This window comes from Candidatus Pseudothioglobus sp. uisw_070 (assembly GCF_059512545.2).
This window is the reverse complement of the sequence record NZ_CM183456.2, coordinates 608,116-628,605: the sequence shown is the minus strand read 5'-3', so window position 1 is coordinate 628,605 and position 20,490 is coordinate 608,116. Positions and strand designations below refer to the sequence as shown.

Sequence of the window (20,490 nt, the reverse complement as noted above, 5' to 3'; positions counted from 1 at the left end):
ACTGTAATTAAAAATAGTATATTAAAAAGAGAGACGATTACAAGAAACCAAAACCTAACCGTAGTGATTCATTAAATTAGCAATTCTTTTTAAAAAAATTGCATGCTCACAGGCCTCTTCTGAAGAATATATTTCTTCTTGTATATCAACTGGAACACCACGAATTCCTGAAACAATTCCTATCTTATATTTTTCAAACATACGAATACAGACAGTAACATATTTGCCAGCCATTGGTGCTCTTCGTAATTTATCAAGAACTTTTCTAAGATCATGACTATGCTCAATAGCTGCCCTTCCATTTGATGGAGCAGTTCCAACAGGACTATTTCTATGCTCTGAAATCAATTTTCTGCGTGATTCATCATCAAACAAAAGAGGCATCACATAAGTCCTCGTAATATAATCATCTGTCTCGGCATAAGATTCGTTTGCAATTACACCTTTTTCTTTATTTGTCATAATATATTCCTATTTTGTAATTAATGGTTGCGACAAGGTACTGACTCTCCTCGCTCCTCTTTTAATCGTCCTGCCTCAATTTGGGCGCCTTCAGGGGTGTTAAAGATCTTATCTTCAAAAAGTATTAATGGCTTTGCTCGATCTGCATTCAACTGGCCAACACACCACTCTTTTCCTTCAACAATGCAAACTGCAACATAAGCACCTGCAATTGGCCCAATGTGTCTATTATTAAGTGTAAATAAATATTCTGACAAATCACTAACTTTATCCTCATCTAGAGGGCTAATTACTCTTTTCTCTAATTCATTAAGAGGCTCAGTGCTTGTTCCAACAACTGACTTACCAACAGGTGGATCCATCATATTAGGGTGTTTATTAGTAATCATTTTAATATAACTCCTTATCTATATTATTAAGGTAAAGGTCCATCTTTTAAAAACCCTCTAATTGCATTTTCTGTAATACGAGAAACATTATTATTGTAATTATTATGCGAAAGACTTCCACACCACGACAAAGATCCTGGAGCAAAAACTCCACCATCATTTGGTGTTTTATAAAATACCATATCAGCTCGAACCATAGGATTCTCAGTACCACTTCCGTGATATCCTCGAACAGAAAAGTGAATCTCTTCATTAACTTGCAACATTAAATTGGTATGGCCAACTGAATGCGCTAATAAATATGAATCATGTGGAGTTCCGAATTCAATGTCATACCGATCCAACTCTACTCCTGCAGCCCCACCGCCAACAAGCCCAAAATCACCGATTTTTTCACCATTCCCTACCCCTTCCATTATCCAAGCTGTCTCTGGTCTTTCACTATCCTTATCTCTAACATAGTAAGATGAAACATCAAAACCGTAAGCCGTAAAAGTTAGTCCACAAAGCTTACTTGGAATTCTTCCTCGAGCTCGCCACATGCCTCCATATTTTCCATCAAAAGCATTATTATATTCCCCAGGATTTGCTGTCCAAGCTCTAGTTCCAGCCTCTCCTTTACGAACTTCAATAATGTTAGTATTATCAGGGTGATACTCACTACACCAGTAGAAACCATTTGCACCTAAATAAATCCATCGACCACCATCTTGTTGATATTTTTCATAAGCAGAAAACATTTTTTCTGAAGTATATTCTGGATGACTTCCAGTAAGTACAGTTTGATATTTATTTAATAGCCCAACTCCTTCTCGATGCAAGTCTTCATCAGTATGAATATCAAATTCAAAGTTTTTTTCTTCAAGCCAGTCAACAAGATGAAGATCACCATTAAGCTGCCATAAAGATGGAGAGAGCCAATGACGATATTTAGGGCGCATATTTAAAATTGGTCTAAGTCTTGATGAGTAGCAAACGCCACTTCCATCTGAATGAAGTGAATAAGTAGAAAGTCCATATTCTCTATGCTCATTTAAATATAGATCAGCTGCAGTCATTACAGGAACCTTTCCAGCTAATAACTCAGCCACAACACAGTTAGTACAAAGATTATCATTTGAATATGCTAAATATGAATTTGTAGGCAAAATAAAAGCCAATTTTGAAGTAGTTTTTCCTTTTGGAGGACGAACAACAAAAGGAATATAATCTTCTGTTTCTGGAGAGTCTTCACCACCAATCCTTAAGCGAGCAGCATAAATACCACTTTTTAAGCCATCAGGAATTTTAAGTTCAAAATCAACTTCCCAGCGTGCGTCATCTATATCATCGTCATGAAAATGAATTGCACCATACTCTTCAGGCTTATGATGATAAACAATTTCATCTCCAGTCCAGTTAAAACCTGTCATAGCCCTAACAGGCATATTAATAATGACACCATTTAACATAGAAGGCGACGTATCAATTATGCAAGTTGAGGCGATGTTTGTAGTTATATTCGCATGAAAATCCCAAGCTCCAACAACGTCGTTACGTAATTCTGCCTTACAACCCTGGTAACCACGTGCTAAAGATTCTATTTCAGACCTAGTTAAAGCTCTTCTTGAGAGTCTTGGGCGATCTATTTTTCCGTTATATGTATGAATTTGCTCTGGCAATTCTATAGGCTCCAACACCTCTTTAAAATGTCCTCCAGAAATATGTCTTCCTGACCTCTGATATTTTGTACTTGCTGCCATTAGAAAAGGGGCATCATTGATACCTGGCTTTATACTATTAATAGACTCCACCACAGCAGTAGTTTCTTCTGCTGGATTTAATAAGCCTTGGCCTAATCCGCCATTAGTTGATGTTACAACAGGTTCTTGAAATAACGTAACTTTACCTGTGCGCGCATCATAACTAACTGCTGCAAGATACCAAACCTTCCTTAAAAGTTTTTTATCACTTGAAAGCTTCATAATCTGGCCACTGCCATCGCCTATTTCGACAGACAAACAATTATGCTCGTCTATAAACAACCCATAGCCACTTTTAGTTTCTTCAACCCATTTAGTTAAAACGCCCTGGCGTCCTTTTTGTGGAGTACCAAGACCAACAACAGGTGTTGTTGGGAATATATAACACTGAAGTGTAAAGCTTTCTAAATTAAGACGCTCATCTTGAGGCACGATCACATAAGAGCCGGCATGTATTTTTTGATTTTTTCCTGGATAATTTTTATTACATTCAGCTTGAATTTCTTCTTCTTTGTATCCAGGACCGTCAGGGTTAGTATCACCATGTATTAATCGGACTATTTGTGTTTCGTAAACTTCACTATCTTCAGAGTTAATATAAAATTGTATGTTATCTCCAGGACAAACAGAGTATTTGTCGCTATAACCAGTAATTCTCAACATAATATTTCCTTAATTTTTTATTAATTTAAAGTTAAACTTTTTAGGCTTTATCACCTTCTATATCATCGCCTTTTTTTTCATCCTTCTTATAATCCCCAAGAATGTTTTTAATATTGCTTATCTCTTTAGATGACATTCCAATTTCATCAAGAAGATTGTCAACAAAAGGAGCCTGTGCGCGATAACGTAACGCGGAATTTACTACATTTTCAGAAAAATTTCCGCCTCCATTTACTGGTCCAACAAAATCTCCATTGGAACTATTTGAATTGAAGCCAGGCATTCCATTAAGTTCATAAATTTTTATGTCATCAATATTTTCCATTGGCTTAACAGCTTCTCGAATAATTGAGTCAAGATTCTTAGCAATCTCCATTCTTAGATCGCTTTGACGACTTTCATCACTTCGAGCATTTTCAGCCTCATTTAGCATCAAATTTCCTGCTGCATCTACTTCATATCGAAGCTTACTTGCAAGGGAGGCATATTTATCAGTTTGCTCTTGCTCCTGTGCTGCTTCTTTTTCAGCTCTAGCAAGGGTGGTAATTTGTATTGCTTCACTCTCACCCTCTTTTTCAGCATTAATTATCTGAAGCTTCTTTTGTCGCTCTGCGACTTCAACCTCCTGTGCTGATTGAACCTGCTCCTCTGCGACAACAACTTGAGCCCTAATATGTTCTTTATTTTCTACTGCCTTTAATACTTCTACAGTTTTGGCTATAATTTCAAGCTCACGATCTTTCTCTTCAATCTCAAGATTTTTTCTCTTTTGTATTTCAGAAGCTTGAGACAATTGATCATTATTAATTCGAGAGATTTCAAGAGATCTCTTTTGATCTATTTCCATCTTTTTAACTTCTTCGTTTGCTTTTATTTGGGCCTGTTCAGATTCTATATATTGCTCAGACTCAACCTTAAGAACTTCAGTTTTCTGTTTTGCCCTTTGAGAAGCAATATCTTCTTCCTGTTGGAGTCTTGCAAACTCATTTTCTTTTTGAATATCTAATGCTCTAATTTCAGCCTCAAGATTTTTTTGCTTAATGTCAGTTTCAGTTTGTCTTTCAATTTCGTTTCTTAATCTTTTTCGCTCTTCAATCTGAAGTGTTAGCTCATGCTCCCTCAATGAACGCTCAACTTCAATTGTATCTTGTTGTTGAATACGTGCTTTTTCAATATCCTCTTCAGACTGGATTCTGGATTCTTCAGCTAAGCGCTGCTGTGTTGAGGTTTCAATAGCCATATCAGTACGCTCTCTATCTCGTTGTTTGGCAATTTCACGCTCCTGTGACAACCTTGAAAACTCTCTTTGTTGATCAATTTCCAGAGCTTTCTGCTCAGCTTCCAGATTTTTTGCTCTAATTCTTATTGTTGTATCTTGCTCAATATCATTACGCTTTTTCTTTCCTGCTTCAATTTGCTCTGTAAGCTGAGTAAGACCTTCCGCGTCAAACGCGTTAGATGGGTTAAATACCTCTAGTCCAGCTTGATCTAAACTAGTTAGAGAAACGGCTTCAAGCTCTAGTCCTGTCGCACTTAAAGATTCAGCAACAATAACCTTTACTTCCTTTATATATTCGCCCCTCTTCTCCTGTATTTCTTCCATTGTCATTTGTGCTGCAACAATACCTAGTGCGTCTACAAATCTACCTTGGACTAATTCTCTTAAACTTTCAGGCTCCATTGTTCGCTTACCTAAAGTACCCGCTGCAATTGATACTGCCTCCTTTGATGGAGTTACGCGTACATAGAATTCTGCAATTATTTCAACTCGCATTCTATTTTTAGTAATAAATGATTTATCACCACCACGCTTAACTTCTATACGCAATGTTCGCATTCCAACAGAAGTTATATTGTGAATTATTGGTAATACAAATGCTCCCCCACTTAATATAACCTTTTCACCTCTAAGTCCAGTTCTCACAAAAGAAACCTCTTTGGATGATCTGCGATAAAGCCAATGCAGCAAATATACAAAAATTGCAATTGCTAATGCCGTAAGAATAATGGCTGCAATAATATCTGCACCAGTCATAATAATTTCTCCTTATAAAATTTGTATGTATTATTTTTCATAGTTAATTGCTTTCATTTACTAGCTGAGTATCATTCATTGCAGCTTTATAAATTACGAATCCAAAAATTACTTTATTTAAAAAATCACTTAAGTTATAAACAATATTTAAGCTATTCACATCAATACCGCCCCCAAGATTGTTTATAAAATAACCAAGTGGGTAAATTGCCCATCCAATAGTTAAAATTAATCTGAGGCCATTAAATGCCATATGTGTAGCTTCATTACCACTCTCTAAATTTGCACGTCCTGCTTCTCCCATATACAGTTCACCGAGAATATAAAGCCAACCCACAACTCCTATAATAAATCCTAACGTAGCGCTCATATAACCAGCTGCCCCTAGAAATTCGCCAATCACCATTACTAATGATCCAATTAATAATCTCCAAAACAAAGCTGATGAAACTTTTGTAACTGCAGACAAGATGACATAAAACAATACAATTTGCATCGTATGTGTGAGTATCCAGTCTAAATATCGTAGAATAATTGGTGCTGAACCAGTGTCCACCCACATTGTTTTAATATAGTGGTAGAAGACTGCTGAAACCAGCATTACCACACCTAGTAATGTCATAGTTGTATGCCACTTAGTAGCAACCTTTGTTCTTTCAAGAAGAAAGAAAATAGATGCACCAAACATTGCCATAGATAGGAGCCAAAAAGTACCTCCTACAATGTCTGTTGGTAATAATGTGCTGTTCATAAAATATCCTTGGTTTTAAATTCTATTTTTATTACTTCAATCTTTAATTCAATTTAAAAAATATTTTTAATAACTCTAAAAACTAAATGTCGAGCTTAAAATCCATAAGGCCCAGAAAAAAGTTTCTGGGCTTTATGAAGTTTATTTACTTATGAATTTGGATCGTATGCCTCTGGATCCGCAGGTCTCAGGAAGAAATTATCAAGATAGTCTTTACCACCCCAAATATCTATCCCTGGATTGTACCAACCAGTAGAACCTCTATCACAATCAGTACCCATCATTGCCTCAACATCAGAGTAAGTAATTTTGCGAGGTGGTACTAAAATTGATTGAATCTTAGGACCTTGACCTTGCAATGTGCGCATCATGATGTTCCAGCCAAGCTCAACATCATCACCCGGAGGCCATGTTTGAATTGCCGCACTTATGTAATCTGGATTATTACGCCAGTAACATAAAGCACCTAACTCACCACCAATTGATAATGGAACCATTTCACGACCTGATTGCTGAAGTGCAGCTAATACTCCTGTTTCACCAGAAGACTGAACTGCCATACCGTCAAGCTGACCAGGATGAGTTGCTAACCATTTTTGTGTTTCTGCTTGACCAACTTGTGATGTCCACATATGGGCAATCTGTCCAGTAACCTTAATTCCAGGATATTGAGACAAACCATCCAAAACTCCACGGTTCTGAGAATCAGAAGCAGAATAACCAGGAATACCCTCTACTACAAGAACATTACCCTCTCCACCAATTTCTTCGGCCATCCATGTACCAACATCAAATCCTGCCTGATGATAGTTAACTGATGAACTGACTGAAAGTGGCGATGTTGTATATCCAGTAAATGAAAAGACGGGAACGCCTCTATCAAATGCATACTGAATAGCTTGATTAAGAGCTGTCGGGTTCGAGCAACAAATAATAATTGCATCTACGCCCTGATCAACTAGCTGTCTAATCTGCTGGATTTGTAAAGCATCTTTTAGATTTGACTGTGTAACAACAATATCATTAAGTAGACCGAGCTCTTGCCATTTTGGCTTGATCTCATTCAATAACCGGTCCATTGCGCCTTTACGCCAAGTATTTCCAGCATAAGTACTTGCATAACCTACTGTCCAAGGTGGAGAGCGGTCACTCTTCCATTCCCTAAAAGCACTCTCACCTAATGGCTGCATTGAATCCATTAGATCTGGGTTATACACTGAATCAGTAATACTTTTTGGAATTTCATCTAGACCAGCAAGAGTCATTGTTGAAAATCCTAATGATAAAAAACATGCTAAAGTAAATTTTATAAATTTTTGCATTTTTATCTCCTTTTTTTGACAAGTATCATTACTTGTTTTGTGTACTTTAAAAAACTTTGATTTATAAGCTAGGTACGCTTTTAAAGCAAATTTACATAGTCTAAAGTATATGTGAGTATAGCATATTGTATATATTAGTCAACAAAAGTATGTATATTTTATTTATTACATTACATTAGTATGTATATGAGATTAAAGTATGCAGCCCTGCATTCTTATTAACCAGTAAAATAATGTACAATTAATGAGAATGCCTCATTAAAGCTTTAAAATTCAATTACTAAGAGAATAAAAAAATATGCAAAATCAAGTTCAAGATAATTCAATTCGTCATCAAATCGTTATAGCGGATGACCATGCATTAGTCAGAGGTGGGCTAGAATTAGTTGTAAAAATGGCTGTACCAAATTCAGATATATTTCAAACTAATAGCTTTGATGAAACAATAAAAATTCTCTCAGAAAAGCCTTCTATTGATTTATTGCTTCTAGATCTTATGATGCCTGGAATGGATGGAGAAAAAAGCATCCTCAATATTATCAATTTGCATCCTGGCGTCCCAATAGTTATTGTTTCAGTTAAAGAAGATTTTGATTCCATCCATATGGCCATCTCTTCTGGAGCATCAGGTTACATTCCAAAAACTTCCCTACCAGAAATTACTATTAGCGCTATTAAGCTTATCTTGGCTGGAGGTGTTTACATTCCTCCGCATGTCTTGCAATCAAGAATTGATATCAAGAATGATGTCTCCCAACCAGTATCAAATATTATTAAAAAGTCTGGCATCCTATCAAAGAGACAAGAAGAAGTCTTTAATCTTATAAAGGTTGGTAACTCAAACCAGTCTATTGCAACTGAATTGGGTCTTACTATTCCAACAATTAAAATGCACGTATCAGCAATATTTAAAAAACTCAATGTTAAAAATAGAACTGAAGCAGTTGCTAAATATTCCAATATCCAAAAAGTTTCGGAGTTAATTACCTAGAGGGAGGTTTATTGAGTTCTATTTTTAAAAATGACAACTATATTTTCTTTTTAGTAGAATATTTTAAAAATATATTCATAAAATATTCAAGACTTCCTTGCGCGTCTTTATTTTTTTTATTGTTCTTAATAAGTTATATTTCGCCCACACAGGCCAATGAAGGTGGTTATTGGTCTCAAAGCGTAAACGTATTCAATTATTCTTGTACAGACGGTGACGTTGATTGCTGGACTGATAAAAGAAACTCTCTAGAAACGCTTCCCCTTCAAATTTATGCTCCTTTAAAACCAAACCAAGTTAATAATAAACATCACATATGTGTTTCATTCCCTCACCTTAAAGACTCTTATTGGGTTGGAGTAGCCTATGGGATTATTACTGAAGGTCGTCGTCTAGGTCAAAAAATCACATTATTTGAAGCCGGTGGATATACAAATCTAGACGCACAATTAAATCAAGTCGATGATTGTATTACTAACGGAGGAGAGGCTTTAATTATTGGTCCAATCTCAAGCAATGGTAATGCCAAACAGATAGAAATAATAAGAGAAAAAGGAATTCCTGTTGTTGTTCTTGTTACTGGAATAAATACAGCTGTTGATGCCAACTCTTTACAAAGTTTTATCGATATGGGTTATACCTCATGCAAATGGGTTTTAGATCAAGAAATAGATAATCCGAATGAAACCAACATAGTTTGGTTCCCTGGACCGCCAGGCGCAGGATGGTCTATTGCCTCAAACGTAGGCTGTTTAAAAGCTTTAAATGGATCAAAAATTAAAATACTTGAAACAAATTGGGGGGATACAGGGAAATCAATCCAATTGCAATTGGTTGAAGAGACCCTTCAGAACTTAGCTTCAGGGCCTGAGCCAGAATTTAAATACATTGTAGGGACTGGAACAACAATTGAAGCTGCAGCAGGAGCCCTAAGAGCCAGAAAACTTCAAAACAAAATTAAGCTAGTGTCCACATACTATACCCCTGGTATTGATCTTTTTATAAAACGAGGGTTAATTTCAATGGCGCCATCAGATCAAATGATTTCTCAAGCCAGAATTGCCGTTGACCAGGCAGTAAGGCTATTAGGGGGAATTGAAATGGCAACAGGAGGCCGCCCAGAATATAATACGGGTCGAATTACAGAGCACATACAGCAACCAATATTAATTGTAACACCTAAAAATTTTAATAAGTTTGACTCCTCAACAACACTAGCCCCTAAGGGGTGGTCTCCTGTTTTTTCAGTGAACTAAAAGATAATCTTAGTAATTAAAAAAACTAAATTATGAATCAATCATCAATACCTCTATTAAAGCTTAATAATATATCAAAACAGTTTTTTGAAACTTCTGTATTGGATGAAGTCAATTTTGATTTGTACCCTGGTGAAGCTCATGCCATCTTTGGTCCAAATGGAGCTGGAAAGTCTACTTTAATTAAAATTATTACTGGTGATTTACAGCCTACAAGTGGAAAAATTATTTTAAACAATGAAGAATTAAAAATTCATTCTGTCCATAATGCGAGAGAGCTTGGAATTAGTGCAGTGTTTCAAGAGTTCTCATTAGTTCCTCAACTCACTGTTGAAGAAAATTTATTTCTAGGCTCTAATGTTTCAAAAGGGCTATTTCTTAACAAGAAAAAATTGCATAAAATGGCTTGTGAGACCATGGATAGACTCGAGTTCTCTATTAAACCTGAAGAAAAAATAATTAACTTATCTCATGCTGAAAAAAGAATGGTTGAGATTGCAAAAGCATTCCACACAAGGCCCTCAATAATGATTCTTGATGAGCCAACTGCTTCTTTAGCGGAAAATGAAACAAACCATCTTTTTTCAATGATTAAAATTTTAAAAGAAGAAGGCATTGGTGTGATTTATATCACTCACCGAATGAAAGAAATTTATACAATATGTAATCGCGTAACAATTCTTCAAGATGGTAAAGTAGTTGAGACTGATAAGGTCTCTAAAATTGATGAGCAAAAATTAATTGAGCTTGCTACTGGCCGAAAAATCAAAAACTTTTTTCCTGAGATAAAAAGCCATCCTGGCAGGACGCTATTAGATGTAAAAAACCTAAGCATTCCAGATAGTTTCTTAAAGGATGTATCAATCAATGTAAGGGCTGGAGAGGTAGTTGGACTTGCAGGACTTGCTGGATCAGGAAAATCTGCAATTGGTCGGGCATGCTTTGGTATTAATAAAATTAATTCAGGCAACATAACTTACTTAGATGATGTTGTATATGACAGTTCTAAAAATATCAATGACATTAGTCCAAGAGCAATGCTTGATAGAGGAATGCTTTATGTACCCTCTGATAGAAGGGCTGAAGGACTTGTAATGGAACACAATATCAGAGAAAATATTTCTTTACCATCACTAGGGCTTCCAAAATTTTCAACTGGCTTCATGGTAAATAGAAAAAACGAAAAAGATATTGTTGAAAAGATTGGGCAACGATTAAACTTCAATAAGGGTATTGAAAATAAAATAGAGCAGCTATCTGGTGGTACTCAACAAAAAGTAATGCTTGCTAAAAGTTTTGCTCGAGACGTTCAATTATTTATTCTTGATGAACCAACAATAGGAGTAGATATTGGTACTCGAGTGTCAATTTATGAACTGATAAGCGACTTTTGTGATGCAGGAGGAGCAGTTCTCATGATCTCTTCTGATTTAACCGAACTAGTTAACTTATCTCATAGAATCTATATTATTAATGAAGGCAGCTTAAGTGCTGAAATAAACTCTGAAGAGTCAAGCGAACTTCTAATCCAAAACTATTTTTTGAAATCTAGAGAAACTGAAATCAAAGTCTAACTTTTAAAAATAAATTGAGAGCTAAGAGTTAATCAAATGTGAAAGAATAGCTCTAAACTTTGCAGGTTGAATTGGTTTTAATAACACTGGCAGCCCTTTTTCTTTAATGCTTTGTATATGAGACCTTTCTACATCTCCAGTTATTATTATGCTCGGAATTACAGACTCTAATTCTTGCTGAACTAGTTTAACTATATCAATACCTGAAGCATCTCCTGGTAATCGATTGTCAGCCACAATAATGTTTGGCAATAGGTAACCTGGAGATCTAATGATATTTTTGATTTCGTCCAGGTCTCTTCCAGCATCGACAATACAGCCCCAAGATTCCATTAACTGAATTGAAGCTTTTAAGACATCAATATCGTCTTCAACTAATAAAATTCTAGCACCAGTTAAATCCATAATGTTAGAAATAGCTTCAAGTTGAACTTCACTATTCTTCGCTTCACCAATTTCAACTAATACAGAAAAGCATGAGCCACTTCCAAGACTAGATTTACATTCTATTGTATGGTTAAGGCTAAGAGATAAACGCTTCGCTAGGGCCAGACCAAGACCAAGCCCCTTGCTTCTATCTCGCTCTTTATTTTCAATCTGATAAAAGTCCTCAAAAATATTTGGCATTTGATCTTCTGAGATTCCACAGCCCGTATCCCAGACTTCAATTGAAACCTTATTGCCTCTCCTTCTGCATCCCATCATTACAGATCCAGCTTCAGTATAGCGAATGGCATTTGACATATAATTACCTAATATACGTTCCAATAAATCAGGATCACTTCTAACAGTAATACTAGAAGGAACGATTCGAAACTGTAAGTTTTTATCTTTTGCTAAAGGTGCGAATGATTGAAAAATACTAGTAAAAATATTATTAATTGAGAAGTCTTCATATCGTGGCTTAATAGCTCCAACCTCCAATTCAGAAACATCTAAAAGCGCGTTTAGAAGTCTTGCAGTTGAGGCTGAAACTGAATTTATATCTTCAATAATTGTAAGAATTTTTTCATCTTTAACTTTAGATTTTAACGCTGCTATATACATCTGCATTGCATTTAAAGGTTGACGTAAATCATGGCTAGCTGAAGCCAGAAATAGTGATTTGGCTTTATTGGCTCTATCAGCATCTTCCTTAGCTTTTTGAAGTCCGACTCCTTGCTCCCATAAGTCCTCCTTCAGCCTGTTAAAACTGCGCCCCATTCTTCCAAGCTCATCCTCTCTTTCTAATATATTTTGCTCATCCTCCAACCTTGTCACTTTTCTTAACGGGGTGTATCTATTTATTGAGTCAGTAAGTAACTGTAAAGGCTTTGAAATATTCATCCTTACAATAAGAAGAATCATTGATATAGCAAATAAAATAGAAATAATTGTTGTTATAACTATATAACTAATAGCGATTCTTTCAACATAAATTATTTTTTCTTTAGAGGCATTAATAACATTTTCTAATTCTTTACTTACTTTTTCTGCCTGAATAATAAGAGACTCTTCAGTAGATAAAATTTCATTGAGGTTTTTGATATTTAGAGTAAGTATTTGTAAATTATTTTCAAGGAATAAGTTACTTACAACTATTTGATTATATTTTTGAGAAACTACTCTCAGCTCATAGAGTTCTAAAAGTAATTGCTCTTGATTATCTACAATTATGTCGTTATTTGAAGCTACGTCATTTTTAACTTTTCTAATAAAATCCTCAGTATCAGCAATTGACTCCTTCAATTTTTGACTAGCTAATAAAAATTTATCCTGGATTAATTTACCACCTAAGAGCTGCACATATTTATCATAAAAACTTGTTTTATCACCATCCTGGTTAACGATTTGGGTAACCGTTATATAGAGCTCATTGAGACTAAGCCTTTGGCTATAAACACTATCATCAATTCTATGAACGGACTCGATTAATGGAATTGTGATAGAAGACATTTGTTTGGTTTCGCTGCCAACTGTGTAGATTTGCGAAAAAGCAACTAGCATTAATGAAATAAAAGCAATAATTTCAATAAATATTAAAGCTAAGATTTTTTGATTAAGAGATAACCTATTAAAGAGATTTTTTTTATTTTTTTTCATATATTAATTGTGAATTTTTAGATCTCAGAATCTAAGAAAACATTCAAATTTAATGAATTATAAAAAATCATTCTTATTCGGTCACTATTTTTTTAGGGTTGATAACATTTGCTGCCTAAAATACTCAGCACTAATAGCTACTATAAGCAACACACCTATAACAACCATCTGTAAGTATGAACCAACTCTCATTAGGTTCATTCCATTTTGTATTAAGATAATAAAAAACGCCCCTAAAACAACATTCTGAACTCTACCAACACCACCAAGAAGGCTTACCCCTCCAATCGCACAAGCAGCAATGGATAGCAATGGATAACTTGCACCAATGTTAGGCTCTCCAGTTTCCAGCCTTGCAGTAATCAATAAAGCCGCAAAACTCGTTATAACTGCAGAAAAAACATAAGCACTCACTATATAAATACGAACATTAATGCCAGAAAGTTCTGCTGCTCTGATGTTTCCTCCTATCGCATAAAAGTACCTCCCCATCTTTGTCATATTAATAAAAATATAAACCAAAATAATAAAAAATAGAGTGATCCATATAGTTAATGAAATACCTAGAAACGTGCCATAGCCAAAAATATTCGTGAATGATTCGGGCATTCCATAGATTGGAATTCCTCCAGTAATAGTAAGAGCTAACCCAAATATAATTGAAGACATGCCAAGAGTCATTATGAATGGGGGTACTCGTAAAAAAGCAACACCAAGGCCATTGACTAGGCCAATACACGCTCCAACCAGAAGACCTGCTAAGCAGCCTATAAAAATTGCCTCCCAGCCGGAACCGTATCCAGACCACAAAGCCACCATTGTCATCGAAGCCACTACAGAAGTCATTGCAAGAATTACACCAACAGAGAAATCCAACCCTGCAGTGAGCATAACTACCATCTGAGCCATGGCCACAAGAATAAGATCTGAAGAATGCCGTGCTACGCCTAGAATATTTTGTGTAGTTAAAAAATTATCACTAGCGAATGAGAAAGTAATTAGAGCAACACCAAGAAACCAGGGTAATACTCCAGCTTTAATAAATGAATTGGACAAGAATTTCTTTAGTATTGAAAAATAATTAAAAAATTCACTCATATTTATATTTACTTAATAAACCCAAGAAAATGACAATGTATCTAAGAAAGTTAAAAAAATAGTTTTAAAAAAAAACATACTGGCCATCATTTTTATTCATGATTGTAACATTATTAAACATTACTTTACTAATAATGTAAGAATTAATACATACTATTGACTATGGTATGTGATAGTAGTAAACTGCACCTATACTTTTGGATGTTTTAAAATAGAATTTGTGTATTTATAAATTTCTAAATAAATACATAGCCATTAGTCTGAAGTGACTCCTATTTCAATTTAGAGGTGTATTTAATTGGCCGAACAAGTGCAAAAGACAGTAGAAGATGATCCTTCAGATCTACCTGAAATACTAACCAAATTTCCGGGTGAGCTTCATGTTAAAAATGTAAGCAAATCATTTGGAGTAACTAAAGCCCTTGATAATGTGTCCTTTACTGGATATTTTGGTGAAATCCATGCAATTATTGGTGGAAATGGCTGTGGGAAAAGTACATTAGCTAAAGTGCTAGCCGGTGTCTTGCCAATTGATTCAGGGAAAGTGTCAATTAATGGCCATCACCCATCCACACCAAAGGAATCTCGCGATTTAGGTGTTTCAATGGTATTTCAAGAGGTTCTTGTAGCAGATGAAGCATCGATAGTTGATAACTTATTTATTGGTATTGATGGTTTTTTCTCAAAATCCATGTCGGATAAAGACAAACAAGATAAAGCTAGAATTTTATTAAGTGAATTAGCTGATGAAGATATCGACCCCTTAATGCCAGCTGGAAATCTTCCACTAAGTACTAAAGCCTGGATTACCATTGCTAGAGGATTACTAAGTGAGCCAGATTTACTAATTTTAGATGAATCATCAGCTGCATTAGATTTCGACTCAACTGAGCGTCTTTTTAATAAGATGAGAGTTCTACGTGATAAGGGTACAGCAATAATAATAGTAACTCATAGAATTGCAGAGTTAGTAAGAATCAGTGATCGTTGTACAGTTATGAGAGATGGGAAAGATGTAGGTGTTTTAGAAAAAAGTCAAATTACTGAAAAAAATCTTTTACAACTGATGACAGGAAAAGATCAGAGCAAAGACTCAACTAAACAAGATGCTCACAAATCATCTCACTCACAAGTAGCGCTAAGAACTCAAAATATGAGGGTTTGGCCAACAAGTGATTCTTCAAATTTTGAATTAAATAAAGGCGAAATAGTTGGAATCACTGGGCTAGATGGCCATGGTCAAGATGACTTTGTTCGAATATTAGCTGGTATTGCAACAGCTGCAGAAGGAGTAGCTGAAGTCAGCACAAACCATGGTGTTGATTTTTCTTCAATTAACACTCTTGCAGATGCAAAAAAATTTGGAATTGCATTTGTTTCAGGTGATCGAAAAAGAGAAGGAATTTTACCAAATCTAAGTATTGTTGAAAATTTAGCAATTTCTATGTACGACAAAAATACCAATATACCCGGTGTTCGCCTTATTGAATGGGGGGCGATAAATGACATTTACGATTGGGAAGTAGAGAGATTAGCGATTAAAGCAGGCGCCAAAGAAAATTTGATTACATCATTAAGTGGCGGTAATCAACAAAAAGTAATGCTAGGACGTGCTTTTTCCACCCATCCCAAGACTTTGGTTTTATTAGATCCTGCTCGAGGAATAGATTTGCAAACTAAAAGAGATCTTTACAAACAATTAAGAGAATTTGCGGATGAAGGAAATTCAGTAATTTACATGTCAAGTGAACTTGAAGAGTTCATAGGGTTTTGTTCGCGTGTAATTGTATTTCGCAATGGCAGCATTTTTGAAACATTTTTAGATCAAAAAATTAATGCTGATGGAATTCTTGAATCAATGTTTGGACATATTCAAAATCAAGATAACTCTGATATAGAGCATAAAGAGTTGGTGAACTCTAAATATCCTGAAAACACAAAAATGGAGAATGAAATGAGTGAATATAACGTAAGTAAATATTTCAAAAATGAGATTAAAACAGAAGCCTCAACTAAATCTTCAAAGCAGGATTTCTCACCTTCTGATGAAGAAAATTTTAATTCAATAATCAATTCTTCTGAAAATCAAAATAATGATGGCAAAAAAGTTGAAAAGAAAACAGCTGAGGAATTAACTGAGTCTTTTGAATATTCTAAAGATGATTCAAATCAATTTGAAAAGTTAATGAAATTCAAAAAAAATCCTAACCAAAAAATTACTTTGGGTCAGGCAAATAAAGTAGATGGTTACTCAGCAGCCGACGAAGAGCTGTTCAAAAAATTTGAAATTCAAGAAGATAGTCATGAAATTAAAAATAACCTAGATAGAGGCTTAAGTAGTCAAAAAATCGCCTCCTCTAATAATATAGACAATAAGAGCGTTAAGTCAAATACCCAGGAATATAGTAAGGAAGATTTAGAAAAATTTGAAAAATTATTCTCTAAAGAATAGGGCAATTTAATATAAATATTACAAAATGAACTTTTAACGATAATGGAATTAATCAAAAAACAAGAATCAAATTCTGGGGCTAGTACATATCTTATAGTTCCTATAGTCATATTCTTCCTATTACTTATATTTGCAGTTATTAGAGGCCCATATATGGTTTCAAGTACTGGATTTGGTGGTTTAATAATTGTTGTGGCTCCACTAATACTTGCAACCTATGCATTAACAGTAATAGTTATGGCTGGAAGAGCAGGAGTTGATTTATCAATTGGGCCATTAATTGGATTTATCAATGTTGGTATGATTCAGCTAATCGGGCTAGGTTTAATTGAATCACCAATTGCAATATTTTTATACGCCATTGGTGTGGGTATTGCTTATCAAGTTCTAATGGCTTTAATAATTGTATTTGTTCGAGTGCAGCCAATTATTGTGTCATTAAGTGGCTACCTCTCGCTTGTTGGATTGAATCTCATAATTATGCCTCGACCATCTGGCTTAGCGCCTGATTGGATGTATAGCTGGGGAGCTGGTACTACTATTTTTTCTCCCGTTTTAGTAATATTAATAGTTGCAACAGCAGGATGGTACTTGCTTGCTCAAACAGCCTTTTGGGGTAATTTAAAAATGATGGGTTCTGATGAGCGAGCAACCTACACAAGTGGAGTTAATATAAACATGGTTCGAATTGGCGCTCATGTTATAGGCGGTATTTATGCAGGACTTGCTGCGATTACATTTACATCCCTAATTAGCTCTGGTGATCCAAGTCAGGGAACAACTTACACACTAATGGCAGTTACTGCACTTGTCCTGGGTGGAGCAAATTTAGCAGGTGGTCGAGGAAGTGCATTTGGAGCCCTTCTAGGTTCACTAAATATATTTTTAATTACCTTTGCACTTTCAACTTTTAACTTTGGGAAAATGCAGAGTTTCGTTACCGATTTCTCATATGGACTTATGCTGGTGGTTTCATTATTAATTAGTATTGCGATTCCATTTCTTCAAAAACGTGCTCGAGGACTATCGCCATCCCTAGTGTTTTTAGTAATGGGAATAGTTTCCTTAGGGGTAATGGTAAGCGTATCGATGGACAAATCATTCGGAGTAAAAAGATATAAGGCATTTGTAGCTGCTGTTGAGCAGGAAACTATGTCAGCAGGAACAATTATGTTTCTTATAATTATTGGGGTGGCATTGGCTGCCTATATTATCAAAGTTGCTTTTAAACATATAAGCGGACCAATGATTGGACTAATGATTGTTGTAATAATTTCTGCTTTTGGTCTAATATTTAATCCTGATTCTACTTCAGAAGTGGTTTTCTCACCAGCTATGATTGATTATTCAATAATGATATTTAGCATGGAGGAAATCTCAAGCTCTTCATCATTCCTCTCTATTAATGCACTAAGTAAGACAACATATCTATTAATCGGTCTAGTAGGTGTAGTGCTATTGTCATCACTAATAATTCTGACAATGCTTCCAGGAATAAAAACTAGTATCAAGCGTTTAGCAATGATAATGTGCATCGCTATTGTTCCAGTTATTGCAATTGGAGCTATATTTTTTCAAGATGCAAATAAGGGATATTTAACAAGTAGTTTCTCAGGTGAAGTTTTTGCAATACTAATGGTCTCAGCACTTCTCTTCACAATTACCATACCTTTAGTTCATACAAAAATAAAAAATATCAACAACATTTTTATTGGGGCAATCTCAATTACTTTCTTAATTGTTATGTATTTCTTTATAGGTAATAGCATGGGTACAACTGACCCTAATATAGGCGTATTAACGAACTATTCAATCCCAATTATCCCTACTGGAATAGAAAGTTTACCAGTCAAGCTTATCGAATATATGGCGCCAATAAGGATGAATGTTGATGCCAGTGGAATGGCACTAATTACTGAAATTGCCTACATTGCCATTATTATTATTTTATTACAAGTATTTTTACGTATTGCTATGGGAGAAACTAGTTTTAATAGTTTTTGGAAATATTGGTATATAGCTGCTTTTGCTATTCTAGCTTGGGGCAGTTTATTTTATGCAATAGGTGTGCCAGTATGGAAACTCATTGTCATTATTGGAATCACAATTATTTCAGCTCCAAATGTAATGCACATAATAAGCACATACATTATTGGCGATCATAAAGATGATGCAATAAGCAAATGGGAAGGATAAATAATGAAAATATTTAAAAATAATTGGGTTAAAAATGCGCATTAATAGAATGGGAAAAGCTGCCTTTTCATTTTATAAATGGCTGGGCTTTATTGTTGCTTTAATAGTTTCAGTTGTCAGTGCTGTTTTAGGTTTTATTGATAACACTCCCTCACAACTTGTTATGCTTTATACAGTTGCAATCTTTGGTTCAATCTTATGGGGCTGGCATCACCTTTCAGTAAGATGGACATACATTGACGGCCTTGAAGAGGAAGATCTACAATTAGTAGAAAATATAGAAATCCAAGATAAAGAGTCTACTGAAAGCTATTTTAGTTTCCTTATCAAGAGTAACAAGGGTGCCATTATTGGCATATTAGCAATGATTATTGCATTTGTTGGACTTGCCTTTGCTATGGATGATTTTCTTCAATGGCAAAACATACTTTCATTGGTGGTATTTTTTCTAACTCTCTTAATATTAATCATCACCAACTCAGTTGCGAAAAATAATAAAAGTGCGCTTATGGGATTAGCAGTATTAATTGGACTTTTTATTATGGGTTCATTAATTGTAGATGGCTTTATCTCAACTTTGAATCTGAAATCAATGCTTCTTTTTGCATCATTCCTTGGACTTGCATGTATTGGACAAACACTTGTAGTATTACTAGGCGGATTAGACTTATCAGTTAGCTTTGTAATTGGAGCTGCAAATATTGGCTTAATGTATTTAATCACGCTAGGAATTCCTCCATGGATCTGCATAGTTACTGTTTTATTAATGGGATTAGGTGTTGGTATAGTTAATGGCTTATTAAGTTTTCGTATTCAAGGTCAAGCACTTATCTTAACTCTAGGTGTTGGATTTGTAGTTACTGGAGCTGTTCAAGCATTAACAACTATTGGTTCAGATTTTGGAGGAAGCGTTTTTGGTGTAGTGCCAAAGTGGTTGTCTAATATAGCCGCAACAAATGGAACTTTTATTGGCATTAGTATCCCGCCTGTTGTTGTAATCTGGGTTGTATCATCAATCCTTATGATTATTGCACTATCAAATACAACTTGGGGAAGAAACTTATACGCAGTAGGTGGAAATCGGACAGCTGCAGCAAGATTATCTATATCAGAGAGGGCTTACTGGATAGGAGCATTTGCAATAGGGGGGTTTGTTTCTGCACTAACTGGTGTTTTACTTTTAGGATGGAGTGGTGGTGGGTTTGTTGGCGTTGGTGGCCCTTATCTTTTTCAAACAATAGCTGCTGTAGTAGTTGGTGGTACTTCACTTCTTGGAGGAAAAGGAGGGTATGGATTTACAGTTATTGGTGTTCTTGTTTTACAAGTTCTATCATCATTTTTAGTAGGCATTGGATTAAGCTATGAAGGACAACAATTTGTTTTCGGACTTTTAATCCTCCCTATGGTAGCTTTATATGCCAGATCACCTCATATCAGAACACAAATTTAAATATAAATTAATCATGATGTCTAAAAA

At 35.1% G+C, this 20,490-nt stretch carries 14 protein-coding genes; 6 read left to right on the top strand and 8 right to left on the bottom strand.

Going from position 1 to position 20,490, the window contains the following annotated elements:
• Positions 1-54: 54 nt before the first annotated feature.
• The 6 genes from AC5YGD_RS03075 to AC5YGD_RS03050 all read right to left on the bottom strand — a co-directional run bounded on the left by AC5YGD_RS03075 (position 55) and on the right by AC5YGD_RS03050 (position 7,364).
• Complete coding sequence (locus tag AC5YGD_RS03075; protein ID WP_271541124.1) at positions 55-462, bottom strand: N,N-dimethylformamidase alpha subunit family protein; 408 nt, start codon at positions 460-462, stop codon at positions 55-57.
• Between the two features lie 20 nt (positions 463-482).
• Complete coding sequence (locus AC5YGD_RS03070; protein ID WP_416653022.1) at positions 483-851, bottom strand: hypothetical protein; 369 nt, start codon at positions 849-851, stop codon at positions 483-485.
• 26 nt (positions 852-877) lie between these two features.
• Positions 878-3,256 carry a N,N-dimethylformamidase beta subunit family domain-containing protein gene (locus AC5YGD_RS03065; protein WP_496142070.1) on the bottom strand — a complete coding sequence of 793 codons (2,379 nt, stop codon included), beginning with the start codon at positions 3,254-3,256 and terminating at the stop codon, positions 878-880.
• 40 nt (positions 3,257-3,296) lie between these two features.
• Positions 3,297-5,291: a flotillin family protein gene (locus tag AC5YGD_RS03060; protein ID WP_271556576.1), complete on the bottom strand. Its 1,995-nt coding sequence runs from the start codon at positions 5,289-5,291 to the stop codon at positions 3,297-3,299.
• Positions 5,292-5,334: 43 nt separating this feature from the next.
• Positions 5,335-6,042 carry a bacteriorhodopsin gene (locus AC5YGD_RS03055; RefSeq protein ID WP_271556574.1) on the bottom strand — a complete coding sequence of 236 codons (708 nt, stop codon included), beginning with the start codon at positions 6,040-6,042 and terminating at the stop codon, positions 5,335-5,337.
• A 149-nt stretch (positions 6,043-6,191) separates the two neighbouring features.
• Positions 6,192-7,364 carry a substrate-binding domain-containing protein gene (locus AC5YGD_RS03050; protein WP_496142069.1) on the bottom strand — a complete coding sequence of 391 codons (1,173 nt, stop codon included), beginning with the start codon at positions 7,362-7,364 and terminating at the stop codon, positions 6,192-6,194.
• A gap of 298 nt (positions 7,365-7,662) precedes the next feature.
• Here AC5YGD_RS03050 and AC5YGD_RS03045 point away from each other — a divergent pair, with 298 nt between their 5' ends.
• The 3 genes from AC5YGD_RS03045 to AC5YGD_RS03035 are packed head-to-tail and all read left to right on the top strand — an operon-like array spanning position 7,663 to position 11,185.
• Positions 7,663-8,355, top strand: a complete 693-nt coding sequence (locus AC5YGD_RS03045; RefSeq protein ID WP_496142068.1) for a response regulator — start codon at positions 7,663-7,665, stop codon at positions 8,353-8,355.
• Positions 8,356-8,366: 11 nt separating this feature from the next.
• Positions 8,367-9,611, top strand: a complete 1,245-nt coding sequence (gene torT, locus AC5YGD_RS03040) for a TMAO reductase system periplasmic protein TorT (protein WP_502319138.1) — start codon at positions 8,367-8,369, stop codon at positions 9,609-9,611.
• 32 nt (positions 9,612-9,643) lie between these two features.
• Positions 9,644-11,185: a sugar ABC transporter ATP-binding protein gene (locus AC5YGD_RS03035; RefSeq protein WP_416653014.1), complete on the top strand. Its 1,542-nt coding sequence runs from the start codon at positions 9,644-9,646 to the stop codon at positions 11,183-11,185.
• A gap of 21 nt (positions 11,186-11,206) precedes the next feature.
• Here AC5YGD_RS03035 and AC5YGD_RS03030 read toward each other — a convergent pair whose 3' ends face one another.
• Positions 11,207-13,267: an ATP-binding protein gene (locus AC5YGD_RS03030; protein WP_496142067.1), complete on the bottom strand. Its 2,061-nt coding sequence runs from the start codon at positions 13,265-13,267 to the stop codon at positions 11,207-11,209.
• A gap of 84 nt (positions 13,268-13,351) precedes the next feature.
• Positions 13,352-14,365, bottom strand: coding sequence for an ABC transporter permease subunit (locus AC5YGD_RS03025; RefSeq protein WP_496142066.1), 1,014 nt, complete (start codon positions 14,363-14,365; stop codon positions 13,352-13,354).
• 310 nt (positions 14,366-14,675) lie between these two features.
• Here AC5YGD_RS03025 and AC5YGD_RS03020 point away from each other — a divergent pair, with 310 nt between their 5' ends.
• The 3 genes from AC5YGD_RS03020 to AC5YGD_RS03010 are packed head-to-tail and all read left to right on the top strand — an operon-like array spanning position 14,676 to position 20,463.
• The gene (locus AC5YGD_RS03020) at positions 14,676-16,817 is read left to right on the top strand and encodes an ATP-binding cassette domain-containing protein (RefSeq protein WP_496142065.1); all 2,142 of its coding nucleotides are present in this window, start codon (positions 14,676-14,678) and stop codon (positions 16,815-16,817) included.
• 42 nt (positions 16,818-16,859) lie between these two features.
• Positions 16,860-19,013 carry an ABC transporter permease subunit gene (locus tag AC5YGD_RS03015; protein WP_496142064.1) on the top strand — a complete coding sequence of 718 codons (2,154 nt, stop codon included), beginning with the start codon at positions 16,860-16,862 and terminating at the stop codon, positions 19,011-19,013.
• Positions 19,014-19,047: 34 nt separating this feature from the next.
• A complete protein-coding gene (locus AC5YGD_RS03010) occupies positions 19,048-20,463 on the top strand; it encodes an ABC transporter permease subunit (protein ID WP_496142063.1) in 1,416 nt (471 codons plus the stop codon).
• The last annotated feature ends 27 nt before the right edge of the window (positions 20,464-20,490 follow it).

Bases quoted from the DNA above. Each gene is read 5' to 3' on its own strand.
- AC5YGD_RS03025 (WP_496142066.1), bottom strand. From the start codon at position 14,365: ATGAGTGAATTTTTTAATTATTTTTCAATACTAAAGAAATTCTTGTCC.
- AC5YGD_RS03050 (WP_496142069.1), bottom strand. From the start codon at position 7,364: ATGCAAAAATTTATAAAATTTACTTTAGCATGTTTTTTATCATTAGGA.
- AC5YGD_RS03060 (WP_271556576.1), bottom strand. From the start codon at position 5,291: ATGACTGGTGCAGATATTATTGCAGCCATTATTCTTACGGCATTAGCA.
- AC5YGD_RS03015 (WP_496142064.1), top strand. From the start codon at position 16,860: ATGGAATTAATCAAAAAACAAGAATCAAATTCTGGGGCTAGTACATAT.
- AC5YGD_RS03075 (WP_271541124.1), bottom strand. From the start codon at position 462: ATGACAAATAAAGAAAAAGGTGTAATTGCAAACGAATCTTATGCCGAG.
- AC5YGD_RS03035 (WP_416653014.1), top strand. From the start codon at position 9,644: ATGAATCAATCATCAATACCTCTATTAAAGCTTAATAATATATCAAAA.
- AC5YGD_RS03055 (WP_271556574.1), bottom strand. From the start codon at position 6,042: ATGAACAGCACATTATTACCAACAGACATTGTAGGAGGTACTTTTTGG.
- AC5YGD_RS03045 (WP_496142068.1), top strand. From the start codon at position 7,663: ATGCAAAATCAAGTTCAAGATAATTCAATTCGTCATCAAATCGTTATA.
- AC5YGD_RS03070 (WP_416653022.1), bottom strand. From the start codon at position 851: ATGATTACTAATAAACACCCTAATATGATGGATCCACCTGTTGGTAAG.
- AC5YGD_RS03030 (WP_496142067.1), bottom strand. From the start codon at position 13,267: ATGAAAAAAAATAAAAAAAATCTCTTTAATAGGTTATCTCTTAATCAA.
- AC5YGD_RS03065 (WP_496142070.1), bottom strand. From the start codon at position 3,256: ATGTTGAGAATTACTGGTTATAGCGACAAATACTCTGTTTGTCCTGGA.
- AC5YGD_RS03010 (WP_496142063.1), top strand. From the start codon at position 19,048: ATGCGCATTAATAGAATGGGAAAAGCTGCCTTTTCATTTTATAAATGG.